Genomic DNA, 22,644 nt, shown 5'->3' with positions numbered 1-22,644 from the left:
TGTTATTGTCGGTATCGCTCTCGATCGTCGGATCCACGATCGGTCGGCCGTCGACCTGCGATCGGCCCCCCGGAGTCGATCGGGAGCGATCAGGTATTGAGCCGATAGCGGTAGGGGCTGTCCGCGATGACCTCCACCTCGCCGCGCCGCGCCCACCGACCCAACACGGTCGCGACACGATGCGGGCTGTCGAACTCCTCGCGCTCCTCGAACTCCTCGACGAGCGAGAGGATTTCCCGCGCGGTCAACGGCTCGTCGGCGTCGGCGAGCACACCGCGCAACGACTCGAACTCCTGGGTGTGCATGTGTCTTACATATGGGGGGAATACACATAGTCTTCAGTGAGACAGCGGTCCGACGAACGTCAGACACGTGTGGGTGGAAAACGATGCGGGCGACGGCGGCCGGATTCCAACCGAAGCCCGAATACGACGATCACGTGTCGATCACTGATACGGATCGTCGATCTCGATATCGCGTTCCGCGCGATATCGATCGACGAACTCCGCCACGTCGAAGTCGGTCATCTGCCGTTCGAACTCCCGGAGTGCGTCATCGTCTTCGGCGTGGCTCACGGCGTGTTCCATTAGTTCGACGACGAGTTCGACGAGAATTTCGTGAAGCCGGCGGGAATCGAAATCGGTCACCCACGCGAGGGCGTAGCCGACCTCGGCGTTGTCGGAGGCATCGATCGCAACCACGCGGTCGGGGAACTCCTCTAAGACCACGCCGAGCAGGTGTGGCGTCCCGAATTCGGGCATCTCCTCGCTCGTCGTCTCGATCGCCTCGCGCAACACGTCGACGAGGAACTCCGGGAGGAACCGGTCGGGCGGGTGGACATCCATGACGACCCCGTGGGTCGCCCCGCACGCACATTCGAGTTCCCGCATGCCCAGATCGAGATCGCCGTATCGAATCGTCTCCCCGCAAGGTAGCTCGACGGCGTCCTCGGCGCCCGGAACGCGTGGATCGGCCATATCCACGGTTGTCGTCTGTGGCGGTTAAAGGACCCGAAAGCAGTCGGGGGCTTCCCTCTCGTATTCCCGTCGTCGTGCGAAGGTTTTTCTTCGTGATGCGTCATTCTGCTCGTATGTTCGATGGTCTCGGTTCGATCGACGACGTCAACGACATCAAAAGCCCCGACGAGGTCCGCTACGGTATGGGGGCGGCGAGCGAACTGACGGCGTACGCCACAAACGAGGAGATCGACACGGCACTCGTCGTCACCGACGAGCACGTGCTCGCGGCCGGCGCGGCCGATCCCGTCCTTGATGCACTGAACGCCGCCGACGTCGAGGTGGCGACTTACGACGGGGTCAAACCCGAACCGAAACTCGAACTGGCGGAGGCGGCTGCCGCGGAGATCGATCGTGTCGACGCCGACGTCGTGCTCGGGGTGGGTGGCGGCAGTAGCATGGACACGGCGAAGTTCGCGTCCGTCCTCGTCGAACACGACGTTCCCACCCGCGAGATGGTCGGCATGCACAACGTTCCCGGTCCGGGCCGACCGACGGTCCTGCTCCCGACGACTGCCGGAACCGGAAGCGAGGTCACCCACATCGGCGTCTTCGCCGACAAACAGGACGAGAACAACAAGAAGGTCGTCTACTCCGATCACCTCTTTGCGGATCTGGCACTCGTCGATCCCGAGTTGACCCGCACGATGCCGGCCGGCGTCGCGGCCGCAACGGGCCAGGATGCGCTCACCCACGCGATCGAGTGTTACGTCTCGACGCTTCGAACCCCGTATACCGACGGTCTGGCACGACAGGCGATCGATCTGATCAGCGACTCGCTTCGGCCCGCGGTCCATCAGGGGGGACACAACGACGAGGCGCGATACCGGATGAGCCTCGCCGCGACCACCGCGGGACAGGCGTTCGTCAATTCCGGTCTCGGCGCCGTCCACGCGCTCACCTACCCGCTCGGCATCGAGTGCGGTATCGGCCACGGACTCGCGAACGCGGTGTTGCTCCCGCACGTAATGCGGTACAACGTCCCGGCCGAACCCGAACGGTTCGCGGATATCGCGGGTCTCCTCGGCGTCCCCGAACGCGAGGACGAATCGACCATCGAGCGTGCATACCGGAGCGTCGAGGCGGTCGAGGCGCTCAACGAGGACGTCGGGATCCCGAACCGGATCGGCGAACTCGGCGGTGTCGACGACTCGGCGTTCGGTCAGTTTGCCGACATCGCGCTCGAACACTCGAAACACAACATCGACCGAAACCCGCGGTCGATGGACAGAGACGACATCATCGAAATATTCGAGTCGGCCTACTGAAAACGACAGGGTTGGCTATCCGGGGAGAACGGGACGACGAGAACGAGTCGACGAGAACCAACGACAAGCGGGACGACGAGAACGTACTCTTCTCGACCACGTTCGAGTCGAACGGATCCGAGGCAGGGATTAGTGTTCGCCGCCGGTCCCGCGACGATCGGAATCGAAGTCGATGTCCAGATCCTCGAGCAATTCGGCTGCCTCCTCGCGTTTCTCCTGGTGGTCGGCGAGGAACTGGGCCATCAACTCGGCGGCCTGATCCTTACATCCCCCACAGAGTCGGTCCCCGCCGAGACATTCGTCATGGACGGTCCGCGCCAGATCGTCGTCGTCGCCGGCCAGCAGGTAGGCGTACAGCTCGTAGACCGGACATTCATCCGGTTTGCCGCCGAGCTCCCGCTGTTTTTCGGCAGTCGATCGACCCCCGGTCGTCGCCGCTTGCACCTTCGCGCGGCCGTCATCGGGGTCGTCGAGCAGCGAGATATGGCTCGCGGGAACCGAGGAGGACATCTTTCCGCCGGTGAGTCCCGACATGAATCGGTGATAGATGGAGGAGGGCTGTCGGAAACCGAATCCACCGTGATCGAGTTCGACCGTCCTGGCGAGTTCCTCGGCTGCCGTCCGCCCCAGATCGAAGGCGTCGATGTGGCCCTCGAACACGCGCTTTTCGCCGTTGATCCGCTCGATGAGGTCCTCGAAGGCCTCGTCGGTCGCGTTCCGATCGAGGAACCGAACACGCGGCCGAATCGGTTCCTTCCCGGCGGCACGAAGCGTCTCGATGGCCGACGCCCGGGCAGTCGCGAGATCGGCCGGAGGATCGTAGGTCTCGAGCCAGTCGGCGGCCGTCTCACATCGGATCGGGCTCCCGTCCGCCTCGGAAACGGCGGCGTCCCCGTCCGTGTCGGAACCGGAGTCGGACGCCGCGAGCGCATCGTAGGCCGCCCGAACGAGCTGGCGCTCGTCATCCTCGAGTTCGAAGCTGGCGAACGCCTCGGTGACCTTGAAATATCGCATTCGAACCGCCAGATCGCGCGACAGTCGGAGGTGTGGATCCTGGTCGGGACCGACGGGAACGACTGTCGGCTTCGGCTCGTCGACCAGTTGCGGATAGAGGATGTCGGCCATCTGCGTGATCGTCGACTGCATATGCGAGACGTTCGTCTCCCCGTCGAAGCCGTAGAGCGCCTGTAGCTCCGAGAAATTCGCCTTTGCTCCGAGTTCGAACGCGAGGTCCTGGACCTCGCGGTTGTCCGACTGGCGATAGATCGTCCCCTCATCGGGGTCAAATCCGAGCGCGAGCAGCGAGAGGACGTAGCTTCGTGCGTGCTCGTCGATCTCCTCCCAGGAAAGTCCGCGCGCGGAATGCGCCTCGAGGTCGGCGATCAGCCCGAACGCGTCGCCGCCCTGACGCTGGTGCCAGATTATCTCGTCGAAGACGAGCTTGTGGCCGATGTGTGGATCCCCGGTCGGCATGAAGCCCGAAAGGGCCGCGAACGGCTCGTCGTTCGCCATCGCTTCCGCGACGGCATCGTACTCGCGGTGGCCAAAGATGACGCCGCGGCGCATCAGGTAGTGGGGATGCGGGACGTCCGGGAGGATCTCCTCGAACTCCTCGATCCCGAACTCCTCGAAGAGCTTCCGATAGTCGTCGACCGTCGCCGAGCCCCACGGATCGAGCTCCACGTCGTCGGCGCCGGCTGCTGTGTCGGTCCCACCGTCAGTCGCGGGCGCGCGGCCACCGTCGATCGCATCCGCGTCGATCGCGTCGGCGTCAGTGGCGGCCTCGCGTGGAGTATGGTCGTGGTCGGTCATGGCGTGAGTCGAGCTACCGAAAGGTAGTTGATAGAACTCGCGTCGGTCAGCGCAAAAACCATTCGCTTGCGGACGCCACCGGCGAGCCGCACGTCGAGTGACAGCTCACGGGGGACGAAGACGTGGTCCGGATCAAGGACCCGAATGAGGTGTTCGGAGTGTGGGAGATCCGCCACCGTCTCCACGTCAAGGTAGGTCCGGAAGTCGGCCCCGAACTTGAATCCGGTCTTCGGAACGATCGAACGCTCGCGAAGGTCCGCGTACACGTTGAGCCGTCCGTCGAAACGCGAACCCTCGACGTCACGGCCGCGCTCGCGGATCGCTTGGGCCGCGTCGACACGATCACCGTCGACGGCGGCATCGTCCGTGGCGTCACCGTCTCCTCCCCTGGCCTCTCCCTGCGCATCGCTCTCCACTGGGACCGCCTCCTGCAGACGCAATGCTCCGTGTTCGGCGAGGAAGGCGGCCTCCAGAAGTGACAACTGTATCGCGCTTTCGAGCGTCGACGCCCTGCCGGAGAGCGGTCGCCCGTAGAAGCCGCGTTCATACAGCGCCTCCGGCGCGTCCCACACCATGACGCGGTCCTCAAGCAGGACGCCGGAGAGTTCCGCCGGCGGGTCGTATCGCGTACTGCCATCGGGATCGACCGCGGTCGCCTCGAAGTACGTGAGATCGCTCTCCTCGTCGACGATCGCAAGCGTCGTGCCGGCGAGCCCCTCGACCGGGATCGATTCCCGTTCGCCGACGACGCGAAGCCGGTATGCGATCGGCCCGTCCGGCGGGCTCGCGCCACGTTCGTAGACGACGAAGTCGGCATCCTCACCGTCGAGATGCCGATCGCCGGGCCACCCCTCCCGCGTCGGCGAGAGGTAGAATCCGCGATCGCGAAGGTCAGCGTAGACGAGAAACCGAACCGCGAATCGGTCGACCGTCCCCGCCGCATGGACGAAAAAGGACTCGAACCCAAGCGTGTCGCCGTCGACGGAGACGGCGGCGAGGTCGCCACGGAACAGGAGGTGTGCGGCCTCCAGATAGGTGACCAGTATTTCGTTGCCGTTAATCGGCCGACCGTACCCCCGCGAGTCGTAGAACCGCTGGCGGGCGTCGCCGCCCACGTGGACGCCGTCCGCACGGAGGACCCCTTCCGGTTGCATGGCTGTAGGGCGACGCGGCGGCCGTAAACGGGTTGCGGTCCGCGATCCCACGATCAAGGGTCGTTCGGCCGGGAGGATGCCGAACGAGGCCCGGATTCGGTGGATTCACCATTCCTCACCGAACGCTCATCGTCGACGGAGCGATCGTCCGCCGTCGGTCGCGGTCCGTTCACGCCCCACTGGTCGCAGGTACCGTCGAGACACCGCCGATCAGCCGCCGTCTCGAAGACGGGGAGGCCACACGGACAGTCGTCGACGACGACGCCCGAGGGAAACGAGAACGTCGTTTCACAGTCGGGATACTCCGAGCATCCGAGGAACACCCGGCCCGTTGCTTGCTGGACCCGGAGGTCCGACCCGCAATCGGGGCACGACCAGAGGCGATCGAATCGCTCGGAAACGGCGTCGGCGAGGGAATCACAGTAGACGTCCAGACAGACCGAAAGGACCTCCCCGCGCTCAACGCGAAGGAGGGGAAGTCCACAGTCCGTACAGGTCCGTTCGGTGACGGTCGCATCGGTCGGGAGACCGTATCGGGACTCACAGCCCATACAGACGACCGTGCCGGCAGATCGCACGAGCGGTGATTCGCAATCCGGACAGTCGCCGACCGGCGTTCCACCCGCCGTGACCGGGACGTCGCGTGCCGCCGTAGCCTCGTGAGCGATCACCCGGAGCGTCCGGTCGCCGTCGCGGGCGGTGACGGTGAATCCGCTTGAATCGGACTCGACGGTCACCGATTCGGGACGGGTAAGCCATTCAACCGGCTGATAGCCGTCGGCGTCGTGAACGAGCGTCGTGTTGTCGGGCTTGATGATGACGACGACGCGGCCGCGCGTGTGTTCCTCGTGAGAGCCGTCCAGAGTCGTGGTACAGTCGCCGGCCAGAACGCGGAGTCGTGATGGCATACGACCGGTTGGTCCCGGCATCCAATTTGAACCCTCGCCCGCCGGACGATCGTGGGCCCTAGTCGGACTCGTCGACTATGATTGGACTCGTCGACCGTGATCGGAGTCGTCGATCACGACCGGAACCGTCGGCCATGATCGGGAGCGTGGACGGCAACAAGGACGTCACTGCACGTCGACGGACCGGACCGAACACACCGGGAAAAGCGGCCGATCGGGGAAGGTGATCTCCAGGGTAAAGGTCAATTCATCGGCCTCGGGCGGGCCGAAGATCCCGACCGGAACGGTCGTCTCCCCGTCGAGATAGACCGTCTTCCGGTTCATCTCGACATCGTTGACGGTTACCCGGATCCCGGTACGGGCACCGCCGCCGCGGTTGTGGATCGTCACCTCCCGAAGGTCGTTCTCGCCGACGGCCACCGTCTCGGGGAATGAATTCCACTCGACGTCGATCCGAGGGAGGTCGGCGGCTGCCTCGACGATCCGACTCACCACGCCCTCGCTCAGTCCCGCCTCTTCGAGTGCGGTCGAGTCCGCGTCCGCGATCGCCGCGGGAGAGTCAAAGCCGGCGTCGGAAAGCCGCCGTGCGCGGTTGGCGCCGATCCCCTCGATCGCCGTGAACCCGATCGCGTCGCGGGGAACGCCGTGTTCGAGTCGCGCCTCCACGCGGCACGCGAGGTTGGCCGCCCGCGGGCCGGCGAACCGATCGAGGAACTCGGTCAACGCGGCGATCAGCCGGAGCGCATTCTGGCGGATCACCCAGGCGTCCGACCGGAGATCCGAGGGGACCGAATCGTCCATGCTCGCCGCACAGATGGCGAACACCTTCCGGTGGCCCTCCTCGAGATTCGTCTCGAGATCGGCCGCATCGAAGATCCGATCGATCGCGTCCGCCTCCGCCGAGCGTGCGGAGACTGAATCGAACTCACCGGCGGCCGCAACGGCCTCCAGGATCGACTCGACCGAAAGCGAATCGCGTTCCGCGAGCCGGTGAAACCGTCTCGCAGTATCGAGACGGAGGTAATACTTCGAGGTGAGACGGCCGACGGCAGTGGGCTCGATCCCCAGATCCGCGTCGGTCTCGACGAACCCGTCCTCGACGAGCGTTTCGAGAGTGTTCCGGACCCGATCGCGGATCGAATCGAAGCCGTACGCTTCCGGATTCGATCGCGCGCGGACGTGATAGAACGTCGTTCCGATCCACTCCATCACGTCGTCGAGATCGCGGATCGTCCCCATCGCGATCTCGGCGTTGAGATGGGAAGGAAGCTCCTCGGCGAGCCGCGATTCGATCGGTTTGCCCTCGCGCAGCAGGCGGCGGTAGCGGTCGGCGTCCTCGCGGTCACAGACGACCCAGCCGTAGCCGATGTCGTCGTATCCGGGGCGTCCCGCCCGTCCAAGCATCTGGAGCACGTCAAGCGGAGAGACGTCAGTTTCACCCTCAAGAGGATCGTGGTATTTTGTGTCGCGGATAACGACACAGCGGGCAGGGAGATTCACTCCCCACGCCAGCGTCGAGGTCGAAAAGAGGATCGAGATCAGTCCCTCTCGGAACCACTTCTCGACGCGGTCACGGTCGTCCTTGCCGAGTCCGGCGTGGTGGAATCCGACTCCATCGAGTACCGACTGACGGAGCGTGTCGTTCGTGAGCTCGCTCGCCTCGGTGTGGAAATCGTACTCGCCGCGGGCGCCGATGGGCACGTCACGTTCCGCCAGAACGTCGCGGGTCTTTTTTGCCGCCTGCACCGTGTCCTGTCTGGAGGAGACGAACACGAGCGCCTGCCCGTCCTCGCGGACGTGTGGTTCCGCCAGATCGATCGCCCGGTAGAGACGTCGGTATTTGTCCGCGAAGGCGTTGTCACCGTGGGAGTAGGTCTTGACGCCGGTCTCCAACTCGACGGGACGATACTCGTCGTCGAACTCGAACGTCGCCTCCGGCGGCGCATCGAGCCAGTCAGCCACGTCCTCGACGTTCGACATCGTTGCCGAGAGGGCGACGATCCGCGGGTCACAGATCCGACGCAGCCGGGAGACGACGACCTCCAGGACGCCGCCGCGGCGATCGGAGTCGAGAAGATGCACCTCATCGATGAGCACGCAGTCGACATCGGCGATGAACGAGTAGCGGGCCGACTCGTGTTTTCGCGTCGCCGAATCGGCCTTCTCGGGTGTGATCACGATGACGTCCGCGCGTTCGGCTCGTCTGGGGTTCAGATCACGCTCGCCGGAGACGACGTAGACGGAGTAGCCCAGATCCTCGAAGCGCTCCCATTCGCTCTCCTTCTCGTTAGTGAGCGCGCGAAGCGGCGCGACGAAAAGCGCCGTTCCGCCGGAGGCGAGGGTCTTGCAGATGGCCAACTCGGCCAGCGCGGTCTTGCCGGAGCCGGTCGGCGCGCTCGCGACGACGTTCGCCGTCGTATCGAGCAGCGCGGGCAACGTCTCCCGTTGCATCCGGTTGAACTCCTCGAAGCCGAACGCGTCGGCGAACTCCGGGACCGCTTCGGCGACCTTCATCGTGTCCCACCGCGGGACGACCTCCCACGCATTGTCTAGGTTCGGGAGCCTCGCGGGGAAAGGCGTTTCTCCTCCCGGCAGTCGACCACAGTTCTCCGTTCGTTTCCTCCCGCATGTACCCGTCTCCGACGGTCGGTCGTAGTCTCAACCGATATACGTCCGGCCGCGAAGTGCCGGTATGTCCAAGTGGCTCCACAGCGGTCGTCGCCGCGACGTCTGTACACTCCTGTATGAAGCGGACGAACTGCGGGCACAGCGCCTGAAAAACCGCCTCACGAACCACTACGACGAGCGGATCGACCCCCAATCGTTTCACGCGATGATCGCGGCGCTCGAGGAGGCCGGCCACGTCGAATCCCACACCGAGGGGATCGCGGACGTCTACCGGCTCACCGAGGCGGGAGAGCAGGCACTCCTCGATCACTACGAATGGTTCACCGATCGGATCGAGAGCGGTACGGAGGGTGAAGAGGACTGATCGAGGCGAGGGAGGTACTGGAGACGGAGTGACAAAGACGGAGCCGATGGTGGAGAGAGGACGAAGACGGACGGCGGAACGGTAGAGCGCTCGAACAGTGGTCGACATAAACGTTGGCGACAAAGCTTATCAGTTACCATGTGCATTGGTAACATGCACAGAATGTTCGAACGATTCTCAAGCAGCTACTACCTGGGAGAACTATACGTGGAACCGCACGATTGCGACCGTGCGCTCATCCAGCGTGCGGACCACGAGCGCGTCAACGAGCAGCTCTATGCGAGCGAGGATGGCATCGATCGACTCGACGCGCCGCTCGTGATGAAGATCGACACTGGGCATATCCCCGTCGACGGCGACGAGGGAATACCAAGCGGGACGCTCGCGATCCCGGACGAGCTCGCCGACGAGACGGTTCCCTCCCGAAAGAACGTGCTGCTTGCGGACGCCGATCGCGCGGCAGACCTCCTGAAGTGGGAGGGCTGGGCGCCGTCGACGGGAGTGTGACCGGCGGATCGGAGTCGCGGCGATCGACTTTCGTTCCTCGAGACGATCGGAGGTCCTACAGAGCGGTCTCGATGTAGGCGTCAAGCTCCCGAACGAGATCAGCACGATAGGTCCAAAACCCGTCCCAGACGTTTCGGTCGTCCTCCAGCGCGAGCAGCCCGACGTGGTCGGCTCCCGGATCCTCTGGCGTGAACACGACGAACCAGGATCGACGATACTCCTCGGTAGTCCCACCGTGAACGGTCACCGGCATCTCCGGCGAGGGGTCCCAATCGGGAATCCCGTAGACGTGGACGTCGGCTCCGCTGTGACTGACCGTCTCATAGACGTCGCGTGTGCCTCGTTCGTCCTCGATCCGCGAGAGTCGCTGGAATGACGATCGGAGAGTGCCCGAGCCCGTTTCGGCAGCCGTCCGCTCGATCATGCGCGACACCGTGATCAGCAGAAGCTTCTCCTTGTTCGAGTCGGGGTACCCGCGAAGGCGAAACGGGATGTCGTCGAGTCGCTCGATCACCTCGGGAAGATCGATCTCCGAGAGGGATCTACTCCCCGTCATGTAGAGATCGGAGTTGATGAGGAGGATGGACGAGAGCAACTCGTCCATCGTCGAACGCGCCAGAACGCGGTCGTCCTCGAGGAGCAGCACGACGTCGTCCTCCGGTTCATCGATCTCTAGTTCGTTGTTCTCCGGTTCGTCGTCCGCCGACTCGTCGTTCAGATCGATCGATTCGGTCACCGAAATCGGCTGGTTTGCGAGGAGATCCTCCAGGAGTCCCCACGTCGCCTCGGGCGAGGATCGATCGAGGACCACGAGCGAGCGTTCGGGATCGTGGAGTCGGTCGAGAAACGCACGCAGCGAGTCAGCCATCACCCGAACACCGTCGTCCGGATACAAAAGCGCACCTCCCCGGGAACAGCCACCGCCCCGATCGACGCTTACGAAGCCGTTTACGTCGGATACGGACGTCGTGTCAACTAGGGGTGAGGAACTCGACTGCCGATCGGTGCCGTCACTTGAACGCGCCGCACGCTCGGATCCTGGCTATCCGTCCGGGAATACCGCCTTGCCTCCTGCGGGCTGCCGATCGACGACGCGGACGGTCCACACCGCCGCCGATCGGATCGAACGGTCCGTTCGTTCGAGTCAGACCGACACGGTTCCACCGAAACGGCAATGTCGTGTGTGAAACCATATTCGATTACGTTCTCGTGTGAACATCTAACAGCCTGCAGTCCCAATATAAGGAACGACCATTACATGACCGACTTCGGCGGATATCGCGACCGGGTAGCACAGATCGACCTCGGCGACGGTGACGTCTCCTACCGAGGGATCGACGACGAGGATGCGAAAAAGTACATCGGCGCCCGAGGACTCGGCGTCAAATACGTCTTCGAGAAGGGACCGGATATCGACCCGGATGGTCCCGAAAACCGGCTCGCGTTCATGACCGGACCGCTCACGGGCACGCAGGCCGTCATGAGTGGTCGGATCGCGCTCGTGACGAAGTCCCCGCTCACGGGGACGGTGACCGATTCCCATCACGGCGGCTGGTCGGGCGCGCGCCTCAAATGGGCCGGCCTCGACGGCATCCTGCTCGACGGTGAAAGCGATGATCCCGTCTACCTCGTCGTCGAGGACGGCGATGTCGAGGTTCGAGACGCCTCCCACCTGTGGGGGCTCGGCGTCCGCGAGACGGTCGACACCCTCGGCGAGGAGGTCGATGGAACGGTCGGCAAGAACGTCTCGGTGATGGCGATCGGGCCGGCCGGCGAGAACGGCGTCCGCTACGCCTGCGTCATCAACGAGGACGACCGAGCCTCCGGCCGTGGCGGAACCGGCTGCGTGATGGGCAACAAGAACGTCAAGGCAGTCGTCGTCAAATCCGGCACGGACATGCCTGCGCCCGCGGATCCCGAGACGTTCCAGGAGGGCCATCAGCAGTCGATGCAGGTCATCCAGGAATCCGACGTGACTGCTCCCAACGAGGGCGGCCTCTCCGTGTACGGGACCAACGTCCTGATGAACATCACGGAGGAGATGGACGGCCTGCCGACGAAGAACGGAAAATACACGTCCACGCGAAGCTACGAGGACGCGGAAGGCGTGGACATCGAAGCCGAGCACATCTCCGGCGAGAACGTCCGTGAGAACATCCTCGTCGACGAGCCGACGTGCCACTCCTGTCCCGTCGCCTGCAAAAAAGAGGTCGAGGTACAGACGATGCACAAAGGCGAGGAGATGAACGTGCGGATGGAGTCCTACGAGTACGAGTCGGCCTTCGCACTCGGCCCGAACTCCGGACACACCGAGCGTGACGATGTCGCTTTGATGATCGACCGGTGTAACGACGTCGGCGTCGATACCATCGAGGTCGGGAACATGATGGCCATGGCCATGGAGATGTCCGAACAGGGCAAACTCGACGGCTACGGCGACGGCCTCGAGTGGGGCGACTCCGAGACGATGATCGACCTCATCACCGACATCGGCAACCGTGACGGCGAACTCGGCGACCTGCTCGCGGAAGGAGCCGAACGCGTCGCCGACGAGGTCGGCGCACACGACAACAAGCTGTCGGTTAAAGGCCAGACGATCCCCGCCTACGATCCCCGCTGTATGAAGGGGATGGGAATCGCCTACGCGACCTCAAACCGGGGCGCGTGCCACCTCCGTGGGTACACGCCGGCCGCCGAGATTCTCGGCATTCCGGAGAAGGTCGATCCCTACGAGTGGGAGGGGAAAGGCGAACTCACTGCCACCTTCCAGGACCTGCACGCGATCTCAGATTCCTTCGACATCTGCAAGTTCAACGCGTTTGCCGAAGGGATCGAGGAGTACGTGCTCCAGTACAACGGAATCACCGGACGGGACGCCTCCGAGGAGGACCTGTTTGCGGCCGGCGAGCGTGTCTACAACCTCGAGCGCTACTACAACAACCTCGCGGGCCTCGACGGCGAGGACGACTCCCTACCGAACCGGTTCCTCGATGGCCATCCGGACGCCATTCCCGGCCAGGGCGCAAGCGAGGGCGAGCTGTGTGAACTCGAGGAGATGAAGGCCGAGTACTACGAGGCTCGCGGCTGGGTCGACGGCATCGTCCCGGACGAGAAACTCGACGAACTCGACATCGACGTCGGACCCGGAACCGGCGTCTCCGCCGGCGAGGGCGCGGCACCCGCCGACGACTGAGTCGGCCGACGCCGCGGCAGCGCGGCAGCCACCGTCCCCCCGGCGTTCCGTCGAGGGGCGTGATCGGACGGCCCTACCGGCACGAACCTATTTATCGGATCCCCGAGAGAGCATAGTATGTTCGATCACCGTCTCGTCGCCGTCGGGATATCCGTGACCACGTTTCTGGTCGTCGCCGGCGCGATCACGGCGGCCCTCGAGTCTCGAATCGCCTTCTCCGTCCTGGTCGGTCTTCCTGTCGGGATCCTCGTGGGGCTGCTTGCGGGACTACTCGCGTCCCGCATGCTCCCCGAGCTTCATCGAACACCTCGATCGATCCTACAGGGAGCCGCCGTGGTCGGTCCGATCGTGGTCGGGTTGTTCGCGGTCCGATACGTGATCGCCGCGGCACGCAGCATCCTGACCGGTCGTATCGTGATCGCGATCGCGCTCCTCGCAGGCGCGATCGTGGCCGTGATCGGACTACTCAGGGAGTGAGGACGACACGGCTGGACGACGAACGAAGGAAGCAAGTTCTGAACGACGAGCGAGGGCCGACGACCGGATCAGGCGTCCTCGGAGCCGGCGACGGCTTCGACCGTCTCGACGCTGCCGGTCAACTCGCGGTGGACGTAGGGGATGTCGATACCCGCCTCGTCGAACCGCTCTTTGACCGTCTGGACGTATTCGGAGCGGATCCGAACGAAATCACCCCGTTCCGGGTCCTCGATCCACCAGCGTGACTGGAGGCCAACGTCCGAGTCACCGAGTTCGACGAGCCGAACCGAGGGACCGGGATCGTCGAGGATCCCGTCGTGCGCCTCGGCCGCCTCGAGAATGACATCCGTCGCCCGGTCGATGTCGTTGTCGTAGCCGATCCCGAAGAGGAACGTCTGTCTGAGCGTCTCGTAGGCAACGGGATTCGTGACGGCGTTGTTGGCGAGTTCCCCGTTCGGGACGGTAACCCGTTCGTTATTGAAAGTCCGGACGCGCGAGACTCGAAGGTCGATGTCCTCGACGCGGCCGCTTCGACCGTTCCACTCGATCCAATCGCCCACCTCGAACGGTTTGTCCTTGAGAATGAACACGCCGGCAACGAAGTTTCCGAGCAGATCCTGTGCGGCGAATCCCACGGCGAGCGCGATCGCGCTCCCGAAGACGGCGAACGCCGACAGGAACGTTCCGAACCCCGCTACCGTCAAGCCGATCGCCAGCGCACCGATCCAGACGACCGCGTTCGCGACGCTCTCGGCGAGGCTCTCGACAGCCCGATCAAACCCCTTTGCGTCGAGCATCCGACGAACCCCGGGGACGAACACGAGCCGGCCGAACAGATAAACCACGACGAATCCAACGACGAACGAGGCTATCGAGACCCCGATCCCGGCGATGTCGATCGCGTTCACGATCGGATCCGCTTGCAGTGGGACGGTCATGGAGGATCGGTTCGGACGCGTTTATAAAGAAAGTACTGGCAGACGTATCGGTGACGACGAGCGTCGCGACGGCCCGTCAGGCTTCGAGCGGTCCCTCGCGTCGAGCGACTTGACGGAGTCTTCGGCCGTGGACGTCCGCCTCCAGGATCCGGTCGCGGATCGGCGCTGCGATCCACTCGCGGTCGGGGGGCGACGTCGCGGGAGCCACTCCCGATCTGCGGATCCCGTCCGGAAGATATCGGTCGTGAACGGGGAGCCGCTCGTGAAGGGACATCCCACCGGCGTCGGCCACGGCACGAAGCTCCTCGAGTCCCGGCCACTCGTAGTCGGGGTTGATGTAGTCATCAGTGACCGGCGAGACGCCGCCGAGATCGTCGATCCCGCAGTCGACGAGATCGACGGCCGGCGAGAGGTTCGGCGGAACCTGTATCGACACCTCCTGGGGGAGCGCCGCTCGCGCCATCGCGACGACCCGGCGCATCGATTCGAGGTCGGGGCTCTCGAAATTCGACCGCTCGTTCTCGACGACGTTCTGAATGATCACTTCCTGAACGTGTCCGTGTCGCTCGTGGAGTTCGCGGATCGCAAGCAGGCTTTCGGCGCGATCACGCCACGTCTCGCCGATCCCGACGAGGATGCCGGTCGTGAAGGGGACGTTTCGACGACCGGCCGCCCGAAGCGTGTTGAGTCGCTGTCCCGGGGTCTTTCGACGAGTGCCCGCGTGGGCGTCGACGTCGGCGGTCGTCTCGATCATCACGCCCATTGAGGCGTTGACCTCACGGAGGCGCTCGAAGTCCGACTCCACGAGATCACCGGGATTCGAGTGCGGCAACAGTCCCTCCGAGAGGGCGATCGTACACGCCTCCCGCAGGTATCCGAGGATCGAATCGTGACCCCACTCCGAAAGCTGCTCGTGGATGGCCGTATACCGATCATCGGGTGCGTCGCCGAAGGTAAAAAGCGCCTCCGTACAGCCGGCGTCCGCGCCGATCCGACATCGCTTTCGCACCTCCTCGGGGGACAGAAGGCTCGCCTCGCCGGGGACGTCGTAGTAGGTACAGTAGGTACAGGTGTATCGACAGGCGGTGGTAAGCGGAATGAAGACGTTTCGCGAGAACGTGAGCGTCTCGGACGGCTCGACGTCGGCGGGCGTCACCGAGAGCAGGCGGTCGACCGCCTCGGGGTCGGGCTCGACGTCGAGGTCGTACCGCTCGGTCGCGGGGAACACGCCTCCCCATCGTCGGTCGACCCTCAAAAACGTATCACTCCAAACGCCCGGTCATCCGCACCCGTGAAGTCGTCGTCACCCGTCGTTGCGGACGACCTCGACGGACCCATCGTCGACGGCGAGTTCGAACCCGGCGTCGACGAGCCAATCACGCGATCTCCCGTCGCCGTGGACGAGCACCTCGACGAGGTCGTCCGGATCGTCGACGTCACTTGCCAACTGACGGGAGTCTATCTCGACGAGATCGGCGTCGATCGAACGGGCGGCCCGTCGATGATCGCGGATCGACGCCCCGTGATAGTCGACCCGAAACGACGGGTGGCGAACGACGATCGCGTTTGTACCCCCGGCGCGTCCCGGTGCCAGAACGACCTCGCCCTTCGTCTCAAGAAGCGTCCGAAGGCTCGTGGGCGTCGCAAGCGGCAGGTCGCTCATCACGACCGCAAGCGGCGGGCCGAACGCGGTTGATTCCTCGAACGACGCCGCAAGTGTGGCGTTCACCGCGGTCGTCAGATCACGATCGTCGACGATCGTCTCGGCGTCGATCGGGGGGAACGAGCCGCGATCGATATCGAGGTCCCGATCGAGCGGTCGCGTCGCAAGCACGTGGGGAGTCCCGCCGGCGGCATCGATCGCCTCCAACACGTCCGCGAGCATCGCCCGGGCGAACGCGTTCCGCTCGCGGCGATCGAGGACGTCGGAAAGACGAGTCTTCGGGTTACGGGTGGCGAACGGAACGATGACATCCATCACTGGAAACTGGGTGACCGATCAAAACAGCGATTCGAGTTCGTCCTGGCCGTCGTCGACGAGTTCCTCGAGGTTCTCCTCGCTTTCCTCGCGGATCTCTGCGAGGTTGTCCTGGGCCTCGATGGCGACTTGCTGGAGTTCCTTGATGCGCGGGACGTTCGTGACGCCCGCAAGCAGGATCACGGAGGCGACGAAACCGGAGCCCTGGTAGGGGTAATCGCCACCGCGGACTTCCATCGATCCGGTCTGCTCCTCGAGCCATTTGCGGCCGCGTTCTATTCCCTTGCGGTTGAGGTACTCCGGCGGTCCGGCAAGCACGAGTAGCGCTCGTTCTGCGCCCTCGATATCACAGGGGAGCGTCAACCGGCCGAGTGCGGCCTTCCGGACCAAACTCGTGATGCGGTTGGTCGTGTGGGCGGTGTCCAGTTCATCCGCTCCCTCCTCGCCGCGGAGCCGAGAGAGGAGCCCGCCCGAGCTCGTTTCCTCGACCTCCTCTTCGGCATAGCCGACCGTCGAGACGCCGCCGCCCGCGAGCGTGTTGATGATCTCCGAGGAGTCGACGACGCTTTCTGCGACCTCTTGGCCCGGCTGAACCTCTCCGGCCCCAAAGAGGATGCCGAACCGGCGGACGATCTCCTCGTTGATCTGCTCGTAGCCGCCCTGAACTGACTCGCCGGTCTTTCGCCAGGCGTCGTTGTCGAAGACCAGGAGGTTGTCCACTTCGCGGACGAAGGTCTGGAACGACCGCGCCGCATTCAGCGTGTAGATCCCGCCCTCGTCGCTCCCGGGCAGGATCCCGATCCCGTAGACCGGTTCGGTGTAAATACGCTTGAGGTGTTTCGCGAGCACCGGCGCGCCGCCGGACCCCGTTCCGCCGCCGAGTCCAGCGACGACGAGGAACGCGTCCACTTCGTGGACGGGAATCGAATCGATCGCTCCCTGAACCTCGTCGATGTCCTCCTCGGCGATCTCCGCGCCGAGTTCGTTGTCCGCGCCGACGCCGTGGCCCTTGACTCGGGATTGCCCGATGAGCACCCGCTGTTCCTCGGAAACGTGTTCGAGACCCATCAGGTCAGCCTTTGCCGTATTCACCGCGGCCGCGGCCTTGACGATCTCGGAACCGGTCCGTTTGTCGTACTCGAGAAACTTGTCGACGACCTTTCCCCCCGCTTGTCCGAAGCCGATCATTGCCAATTTCATGGAATCCCCCAGTCGGTGTTTGAAAAAAGAACAGTACCATGGTGAATATAAGCCTTGTGATGGGTGAGATCGTCCGAATCGCGATTGCGAACGGGAAATCGGCCGACTGCGAGTCGTTCCTGGACGATGAACTCGACCGTTGCGTCGATCGTCTCCCGTCCGCCCGTCGACGTTGGAGGTATATCTGGAGGATGGTATCACGTCACACGCGCCACTTGGGGACCGATCGACCCGATAGTTGTCTGACGCGCGCGCGCGATGCGGGAAGGATCGATCCCGTGAGCCGAAGCCTAAAGAATCGATCCCGTGAGCCGAAGCCTAAAGAATCGATCCCATGAGCCGAAGCCTAGGCGTCCACCGAACGAGTCAGGTATTCCTCGAAGGTCGTGAGTTCGTCCTCGGAGATGCCGAAGGCGTCGATGTCGTTTTCGTCCGTCGTGTTATCGAAGGTCAACGATCGATACTGATCGGGTCCCATCGGGAACCCGGGTATCACGCTCAACCCGGTGAGGCCGATCTTCGCGAGCGGCATCGGGAGCGGGACGATGCGGATGTTTCGTCCCTCGGCCGCGTAGACGAGTTCCGTGACCTCCCGGAGCGTGAGCGTCTCGGGACCGCCAAGCTCGTAGGTCTCGCCGGCGTGATCAGGGTCCTCGATGGCCGTCGCGAGGATGTCAACGAGATCAGCGACGTGGATGGGCTGGAACCGGGTTTGACGACCGCCGCCGGGAAGCGGGTAGATCGGAAGGGCGGGAGCGAACCACGACTTCAGCCGCTTCGTGAACTCGACGAACTCACCGCCTTCGCCGAAAACCACGGAGGGACGGACGATCGTCTCGGCGACGTCCCCCTGGCGAACGATTCGCTCTGCACGTCCCTTCGCGCGAATGTAATGCGTCTCCCCGTTCGGGTCCGCACCGAGCGCACTCAACTGGAGAAAGCGGTCGATGTCGCCGTCCTCGGCGGCGGCAACCAGGTTCTCCGTCCCGCCGCGGTGGACCGTATCGTGGAGCTCGTTCCCCCCCGAGGGTTCGAAAAGCGGCGAGAGCGCGACGAGATTCACGACGGCGTCGTGACCGTCGAACGTATTCACGATGGAGTCGAAGGCGGTAACGTCCCCGACCACGGTCTCGACCGATTCCACGTCCTCGAAAGCGTCGTCCGGCGAACGTGAAAGTGCAGTTATTTCGTGGCCCCGGTCGGCGAGTTCACGGCACAAATACGATCCGATGAATCCCGTCCCGCCGGCTACGAGGATTTCCATAGCGACCATTGGGGCAGAATCCACCTAAAACTACCGCGAGATCCAGTTCGATTATGTGACTGCGCTGCCCAGCGGGAGGCATGCTCGTTACCCTTGAGGGACTCGACGGGAGCGGAAAGACCACCGTCTGGGAGGCCCTCCAGCCGTCGTATCCCGACGCGGTGTTCACCCGCGAGCCGACGGACTCGTGGTACGGTGACGCGGTCTACCGATCGATCGGAGATGACGACGCCGATCCGATCGCGGAGCTCTTCTTGTACACCGCAGACCACGCGAACCACCTCTCCGAGACGATCGAACCGGCGCTCGATGACGGGCGACTCGTGGTCTCGGATCGCTACAGCGACTCGCGATACGCCTATCAAGGCGCGACGCTCCGTGAAACCCGGATCGACCGACCGATGGAGTACGTTCGATCGATCCACGAGCCGTTCACTCGCGTCCCCGATCTCACGATCTATCTCGATCTCGATGCCGAGCGCGCGGCGGCGCGTTCCGGTTCGACGAACAAGTTCGAGCGGCGAGAATATCTCTCCGAAGTCCGGGCGAACTACGAACGACTGATGGAGGATCACCCCGATCGATTCGTCCGCATCGACGCCACGCGATCGCCCGAAATCGTCCTCGAACGCGTGGAGTCGACGATCGACGATCGGCTCCACGCCGGGGAGTGAACCGGCCGTATCACTCGGTCGGTTCGGGAAGGTCGTACTCGTCGGGATGTTCGACGTAAAGAACGTCGATCGCCACCCCGAGCGTGCCCGGAAGCAGGATCATCACCGCGAGAACGGCCGTCGGCGTCCCCAGATCCACGCCGATCCCCAACGGACCGCTGAACACGAGCGTCGAGATCAAAAGGACGACCGGAACGAGAAACGCGACGTAGATCGCGGTTCCCCAAATGGTCGAAAGGCGCAATCGGAGATATCGAGTTATCACCGCCGCCAGAAGCGTGTGGATCCCCAACACCACGAGAAAGGCGAGCACGCCGACGATCGAGGCCATATCGGACATAGCGGCCGCGGGCTTTTTCGTCTATCGGCTCGGGCGGCAACCACAACGACGACCAACCGGATCGGGCCGTCGTTCCTGCCATGTGGAACGTTCACTCCTCGTCGATCGAGACGTACGTCTTGGTGTCGAGGACGTTCGAGAGGTCCTGCATCTCTGTCGCCGTCGTCGAGAGAACGTCGTAGACCTCGGGGGCCTCGATCTCGACGATCACGTCCCAATCCCCGGCAATGACGTGTGCCGTCTCCACCGCGTCGATCGATCGGCTCGTCTCCGCGAGAGTGGCGGCCTCTCCCACCTCCGCTTTGAGAAGCACGTATGCTCGCACCATATGTTACCATACACCATGGACTGCAAAAACCTTCGCCCTTACCGGGAGTTCAAGGAGAAAGCCCCGTCCCTTTAGGGCGGGGATGAATCCGACATAACCCTTCACAACACAGCGTTCGATGTCCCAACTGGATATTCCACGCTGGAATCCCCACCTTCAAGTAAAATTGTCTACATAGGTTACATATGGCAAAACAGGTCGTCACACGCACCTACACTGCTTCCATTCGGAATCAGTCGCGGGTGCAAGACGACCTTGACGCCCTCGGGTTCGCAGCCTCAAAACTCTGGAACGTCGGCCGGTGGACATGCAGTCGAATCTGGGATAAAATCGACCATATTCCAAATCACGACGAACTCACCGCCTACCTCAAGAACCACGAACGCTATGATGACCTGCATTCGCAGTCAAGTCAGCGAGTCCTTCAAGAACTCGCTGAAGCGTTCAACGGCTGGTACGGCAAACGACGCAACGGAGATATGAGAGCGAACCCGCCCGGCTACCGCAAACACGGCGATGAACATCCGCGTTCGACGGTGACGTTCAAAGCCGCTGGCTTCAAACTCGACACCAAGTATAATCGAGTCCGGCTCTCCAAAGGCTCGAATCTGAAGAAGTACTGGTCAGATTTCACCCTTTGTGAATACCAGACTCGCCCCGATGTTGATCTCTCTGCCGTAGAGAGCGTCCAACAAGTGCGAGCTGGTTGGACGGGTGATGGGTGGGAGCTGCACTTCGTGTGCAAGGTCGAAATCGACGTGTCCGAAGCCCCCGGTAAGAAGACCGTGGGCGTTGATCTCGGCATCACTAACTTCGCCGCACTCGCATACGAGGGCGGCCACGCCGAACTTTACCCACTCAACTGCCTGAAGGAGGACGACTACTACTTCAGCAAGCGGATCGCCGAGTGTGATGATTCAAACTCGGAGCAAGCGGCCCGCTTGAACCAGACAAAGTCGGCTCGCCGTGCCCACTATTTCCATACGCTCTCAAAACATATCGTTCAGCGGTGTGTGGACGACGATGTTGGAACAATCATGATTGGCGATCTCTCCGGTATTCGTGAGGATGAGGAGAACAGCGAGTCGAAGGACTGGGGGAAACACGGGAACCTTGACCTTCACTCGTGGGCATTCGACCGGTTCACAGACCTGTTAACCTACAAGGCCGAGATGGAGGGTATCAGTGTCGAAGAAGTGTCTGAGGAGGAGACGTCCAAGTCGTGCTCGTGCTGTGGACGAACGAGTGACGCGAACCGTGTTGAACGGGGGCTGTATGTGTGCGATAACTGCGGTACAGTGGCGAATGCAGATGTGAACGGCGCGGAGAACATTCGAAAGAAAGTACCTCCGAGTCTCGCCTCTGACAGGGGAGATAGGAGTAACGGCTGGTTGGCACAGCCATCGACGTTCCTGTTTGACAAAGAAACTGGTGTATTCGCACCTCAAGAACGGGTCTCGTCGTAAACCACAATATCCCAACGGCGGTCGGGAATCCTCGCGCTTCAGCGCGGGGAGGAGGTCAACGGGAGTAAGGTTATTCTACGAGCCGTCTATACGATCTTGTATGAGGTTTGTTAACATTGGGTGGGGCCGTGTCGGGCGTCGGACGGCTCGCGTGTTAGCCGAGGAAGGGCACACGGTCGTCGTCGTTGAACGCGATCCCGAGAAGGCCCAACGTGCCCGCGAGGCGGGATTCGAGGTCGTCGAAGGTGACGGAGGGAGAGAGGACGTCCTCGAGGCGGCTGGGATCGATTCCGCGAACGCCGTGGGTGCGCTCACGGGAGATCTCAACGTCAACTTCGCCGCCTGCATGATCGCGAAACACCACGGTTGTCGAACGGTGATGCGCATCGACGAGGACTACCGCGAGGAGATCTACCGGAAGTACGCTGACGAGGTCGACGAGGTCGTGTACCCGGAACGTCTCGGTGCGATCGCCGCAAAGAACGCGCTTTTGGGCGGTAACATCCAGGCGATCGCCGACGTCGCTCAAAACCTGCAGATCCTGCTCGTCACTATTACTCCGAAATCTCCGATGCGGGGATATACGATGTCGGAGGTCGCGCTTCCAGCGGCGTCCCGCATTCTGGCGTTCGGCAAGGAGGGCGACCAACTCGGAATTCCCCTCCCGGACGACACGCTGGAGGCCGGCGACCGGCTTGCCATCCTGTCGGACCACTCCGTGCTCGATGACGTCCGGCAACTGCTCGTCGGCGACATCGAATCGACGACTACGGCAGCAACGGGAGAGGGCCGATGAGCGTCACCGCCTACGTGATGGTCAAAGCCAACACGGGGGAAGCGGACCGGCTAAAACAACAGATGTCTGCGATCGACGGAGTCGAGCGGGTGAGCATCGTCGCCGGCGACGTCGACTTCATCGTCAGGCTCTCCGTCGAGACGCCCGCGGACGTCAAGGACGTGGCGGCGACATCGATCCAGGCACTTGACGGCATCGAGACAACTCGGACGTACGTGGCGATGGACTAACTCGATCAGCGATCGCCCCCTCCCCCCGATCGTTTATATCCGATACCGAACCAGCGCCCTCGTGTTCTGAGAGTCGTCCCGGATCGGACGAGACGGTCGTGTG

The 22,644-nt window shown here is 63.2% G+C and carries 23 protein-coding genes; 9 read left to right on the top strand and 14 right to left on the bottom strand.

Annotated features, from left to right (window positions below; translation table 11 throughout):
* Window positions 1–89: 89 nt before the first annotated feature.
* Together ACERIT_RS13555 and ACERIT_RS13550 are read right to left on the bottom strand one after the other, a co-directional pair.
* Window positions 90–305, bottom strand: coding sequence for a hypothetical protein (locus ACERIT_RS13555; protein WP_373675397.1), 216 nt, complete (start codon window positions 303–305; stop codon window positions 90–92).
* A gap of 141 nt (window positions 306–446) precedes the next feature.
* The gene (locus tag ACERIT_RS13550; protein ID WP_373675396.1) at window positions 447–977 is read right to left on the bottom strand and encodes a DUF5815 family protein; all 531 of its coding nucleotides are present in this window, start codon (window positions 975–977) and stop codon (window positions 447–449) included.
* A gap of 113 nt (window positions 978–1,090) precedes the next feature.
* Here ACERIT_RS13550 and ACERIT_RS13545 point away from each other — a divergent pair, with 113 nt between their 5' ends.
* Window positions 1,091–2,284, top strand: coding sequence for an iron-containing alcohol dehydrogenase (locus ACERIT_RS13545; protein WP_373675395.1), 1,194 nt, complete (start codon window positions 1,091–1,093; stop codon window positions 2,282–2,284).
* Window positions 2,285–2,413: 129 nt separating this feature from the next.
* Here the strand turns inward: ACERIT_RS13545 and ACERIT_RS13540 are convergent, their stop codons facing one another.
* The 4 genes from ACERIT_RS13540 to ACERIT_RS13525 all read right to left on the bottom strand — a co-directional run bounded on the left by ACERIT_RS13540 (window position 2,414) and on the right by ACERIT_RS13525 (window position 8,672).
* Window positions 2,414–4,096 (bottom strand): tryptophan--tRNA ligase, encoded by a 1,683-nt coding sequence (locus tag ACERIT_RS13540; protein WP_373675394.1) that lies wholly within the window; start codon window positions 4,094–4,096, stop codon window positions 2,414–2,416.
* The gene (gene endA / locus ACERIT_RS13535) at window positions 4,093–5,250 is read right to left on the bottom strand and encodes a tRNA-intron lyase (RefSeq protein ID WP_373675393.1); all 1,158 of its coding nucleotides are present in this window, start codon (window positions 5,248–5,250) and stop codon (window positions 4,093–4,095) included. The genes ACERIT_RS13540 and endA overlap by 4 nt, the downstream gene beginning before the upstream one ends.
* A 53-nt stretch (window positions 5,251–5,303) precedes the next feature.
* Complete coding sequence (locus tag ACERIT_RS13530) at window positions 5,304–6,158, bottom strand: topoisomerase DNA-binding C4 zinc finger domain-containing protein (protein WP_373675392.1); 855 nt, start codon at window positions 6,156–6,158, stop codon at window positions 5,304–5,306.
* A 165-nt stretch (window positions 6,159–6,323) separates the two neighbouring features.
* The gene (locus ACERIT_RS13525) at window positions 6,324–8,672 is read right to left on the bottom strand and encodes a DEAD/DEAH box helicase (RefSeq protein ID WP_373675391.1); all 2,349 of its coding nucleotides are present in this window, start codon (window positions 8,670–8,672) and stop codon (window positions 6,324–6,326) included.
* A 178-nt stretch (window positions 8,673–8,850) separates the two neighbouring features.
* Between ACERIT_RS13525 and ACERIT_RS13520 the strand changes: the two genes are divergently transcribed.
* Window positions 8,851–9,150: a PadR family transcriptional regulator gene (locus ACERIT_RS13520; protein WP_373675390.1), complete on the top strand. Its 300-nt coding sequence runs from the start codon at window positions 8,851–8,853 to the stop codon at window positions 9,148–9,150.
* Window positions 9,151–9,312: 162 nt separating this feature from the next.
* Window positions 9,313–9,657 carry a DUF5802 family protein gene (locus ACERIT_RS13515; RefSeq protein WP_373675389.1) on the top strand — a complete coding sequence of 115 codons (345 nt, stop codon included), beginning with the start codon at window positions 9,313–9,315 and terminating at the stop codon, window positions 9,655–9,657.
* Window positions 9,658–9,712: 55 nt separating this feature from the next.
* On the opposite strand, the gene ACERIT_RS13510 is transcribed toward ACERIT_RS13515, so the two are convergent.
* Window positions 9,713–10,525 (bottom strand): DICT sensory domain-containing protein, encoded by an 813-nt coding sequence (locus ACERIT_RS13510; protein WP_373675388.1) that lies wholly within the window; start codon window positions 10,523–10,525, stop codon window positions 9,713–9,715.
* Between the two features lie 390 nt (window positions 10,526–10,915).
* Here ACERIT_RS13510 and ACERIT_RS13505 point away from each other — a divergent pair, with 390 nt between their 5' ends.
* Both ACERIT_RS13505 and ACERIT_RS13500 read left to right on the top strand, forming a co-directional pair.
* The gene (locus tag ACERIT_RS13505; RefSeq protein WP_373675387.1) at window positions 10,916–12,850 is read left to right on the top strand and encodes an aldehyde ferredoxin oxidoreductase family protein; all 1,935 of its coding nucleotides are present in this window, start codon (window positions 10,916–10,918) and stop codon (window positions 12,848–12,850) included.
* 117 nt (window positions 12,851–12,967) lie between these two features.
* Complete coding sequence (locus tag ACERIT_RS13500) at window positions 12,968–13,327, top strand: hypothetical protein (protein WP_373675386.1); 360 nt, start codon at window positions 12,968–12,970, stop codon at window positions 13,325–13,327.
* Window positions 13,328–13,395: 68 nt separating this feature from the next.
* Here the strand turns inward: ACERIT_RS13500 and ACERIT_RS13495 are convergent, their stop codons facing one another.
* The 5 genes from ACERIT_RS13495 to ACERIT_RS13475 all read right to left on the bottom strand — a co-directional run bounded on the left by ACERIT_RS13495 (window position 13,396) and on the right by ACERIT_RS13475 (window position 18,707).
* Entirely contained in the window at window positions 13,396–14,265 is an 870-nt protein-coding gene (locus ACERIT_RS13495) for a mechanosensitive ion channel family protein (protein ID WP_373675385.1), read from the bottom strand.
* A gap of 76 nt (window positions 14,266–14,341) precedes the next feature.
* Window positions 14,342–15,493 carry a 7,8-didemethyl-8-hydroxy-5-deazariboflavin synthase subunit CofG gene (gene cofG / locus ACERIT_RS13490; RefSeq protein ID WP_373675384.1) on the bottom strand — a complete coding sequence of 384 codons (1,152 nt, stop codon included), beginning with the start codon at window positions 15,491–15,493 and terminating at the stop codon, window positions 14,342–14,344.
* A gap of 75 nt (window positions 15,494–15,568) precedes the next feature.
* Window positions 15,569–16,243: a 2-phospho-L-lactate guanylyltransferase gene (cofC, locus tag ACERIT_RS13485; protein ID WP_373675383.1), complete on the bottom strand. Its 675-nt coding sequence runs from the start codon at window positions 16,241–16,243 to the stop codon at window positions 15,569–15,571.
* Between the two features lie 21 nt (window positions 16,244–16,264).
* Window positions 16,265–17,443, bottom strand: coding sequence for a tubulin/FtsZ family protein (locus tag ACERIT_RS13480; RefSeq protein ID WP_373675382.1), 1,179 nt, complete (start codon window positions 17,441–17,443; stop codon window positions 16,265–16,267).
* 346 nt (window positions 17,444–17,789) lie between these two features.
* Entirely contained in the window at window positions 17,790–18,707 is a 918-nt protein-coding gene (locus ACERIT_RS13475) for a complex I NDUFA9 subunit family protein (RefSeq protein WP_373675381.1), read from the bottom strand.
* A gap of 80 nt (window positions 18,708–18,787) precedes the next feature.
* Here ACERIT_RS13475 and tmk point away from each other — a divergent pair, with 80 nt between their 5' ends.
* Complete coding sequence (gene tmk, locus ACERIT_RS13470) at window positions 18,788–19,381, top strand: dTMP kinase (protein ID WP_373675380.1); 594 nt, start codon at window positions 18,788–18,790, stop codon at window positions 19,379–19,381.
* Between the two features lie 10 nt (window positions 19,382–19,391).
* Here tmk and ACERIT_RS13465 read toward each other — a convergent pair whose 3' ends face one another.
* Window positions 19,392–19,712, bottom strand: a complete 321-nt coding sequence (locus ACERIT_RS13465) for a hypothetical protein (protein WP_373675379.1) — start codon at window positions 19,710–19,712, stop codon at window positions 19,392–19,394.
* 100 nt (window positions 19,713–19,812) lie between these two features.
* Window positions 19,813–20,049 carry an Lrp/AsnC ligand binding domain-containing protein gene (locus tag ACERIT_RS13460; protein WP_373675378.1) on the bottom strand — a complete coding sequence of 79 codons (237 nt, stop codon included), beginning with the start codon at window positions 20,047–20,049 and terminating at the stop codon, window positions 19,813–19,815.
* Between the two features lie 185 nt (window positions 20,050–20,234).
* Here ACERIT_RS13460 and ACERIT_RS13455 point away from each other — a divergent pair, with 185 nt between their 5' ends.
* From ACERIT_RS13455 to ACERIT_RS13445, 3 genes are all read left to right on the top strand, one after another.
* Entirely contained in the window at window positions 20,235–21,515 is a 1,281-nt protein-coding gene (locus ACERIT_RS13455) for an RNA-guided endonuclease InsQ/TnpB family protein (protein ID WP_373675377.1), read from the top strand.
* A gap of 100 nt (window positions 21,516–21,615) precedes the next feature.
* Window positions 21,616–22,311, top strand: a complete 696-nt coding sequence (locus ACERIT_RS13450; protein WP_373675376.1) for a TrkA family potassium uptake protein — start codon at window positions 21,616–21,618, stop codon at window positions 22,309–22,311.
* The gene (locus tag ACERIT_RS13445) at window positions 22,308–22,541 is read left to right on the top strand and encodes an Lrp/AsnC family transcriptional regulator (protein ID WP_373675375.1); all 234 of its coding nucleotides are present in this window, start codon (window positions 22,308–22,310) and stop codon (window positions 22,539–22,541) included. The genes ACERIT_RS13450 and ACERIT_RS13445 overlap by 4 nt, the downstream gene beginning before the upstream one ends.
* Window positions 22,542–22,644 lie beyond the last annotated feature (103 nt).

Origin of the sequence: Halopenitus sp. H-Gu1 (genome assembly GCF_041821145.1) — an archaeon.
Lineage (GTDB): Archaea > Halobacteriota > Halobacteria > Halobacteriales > Haloferacaceae > Halopenitus.
Note: the sequence above shows the minus strand (reverse complement) of the source record. Positions and strands in the feature narration are given on the sequence as shown.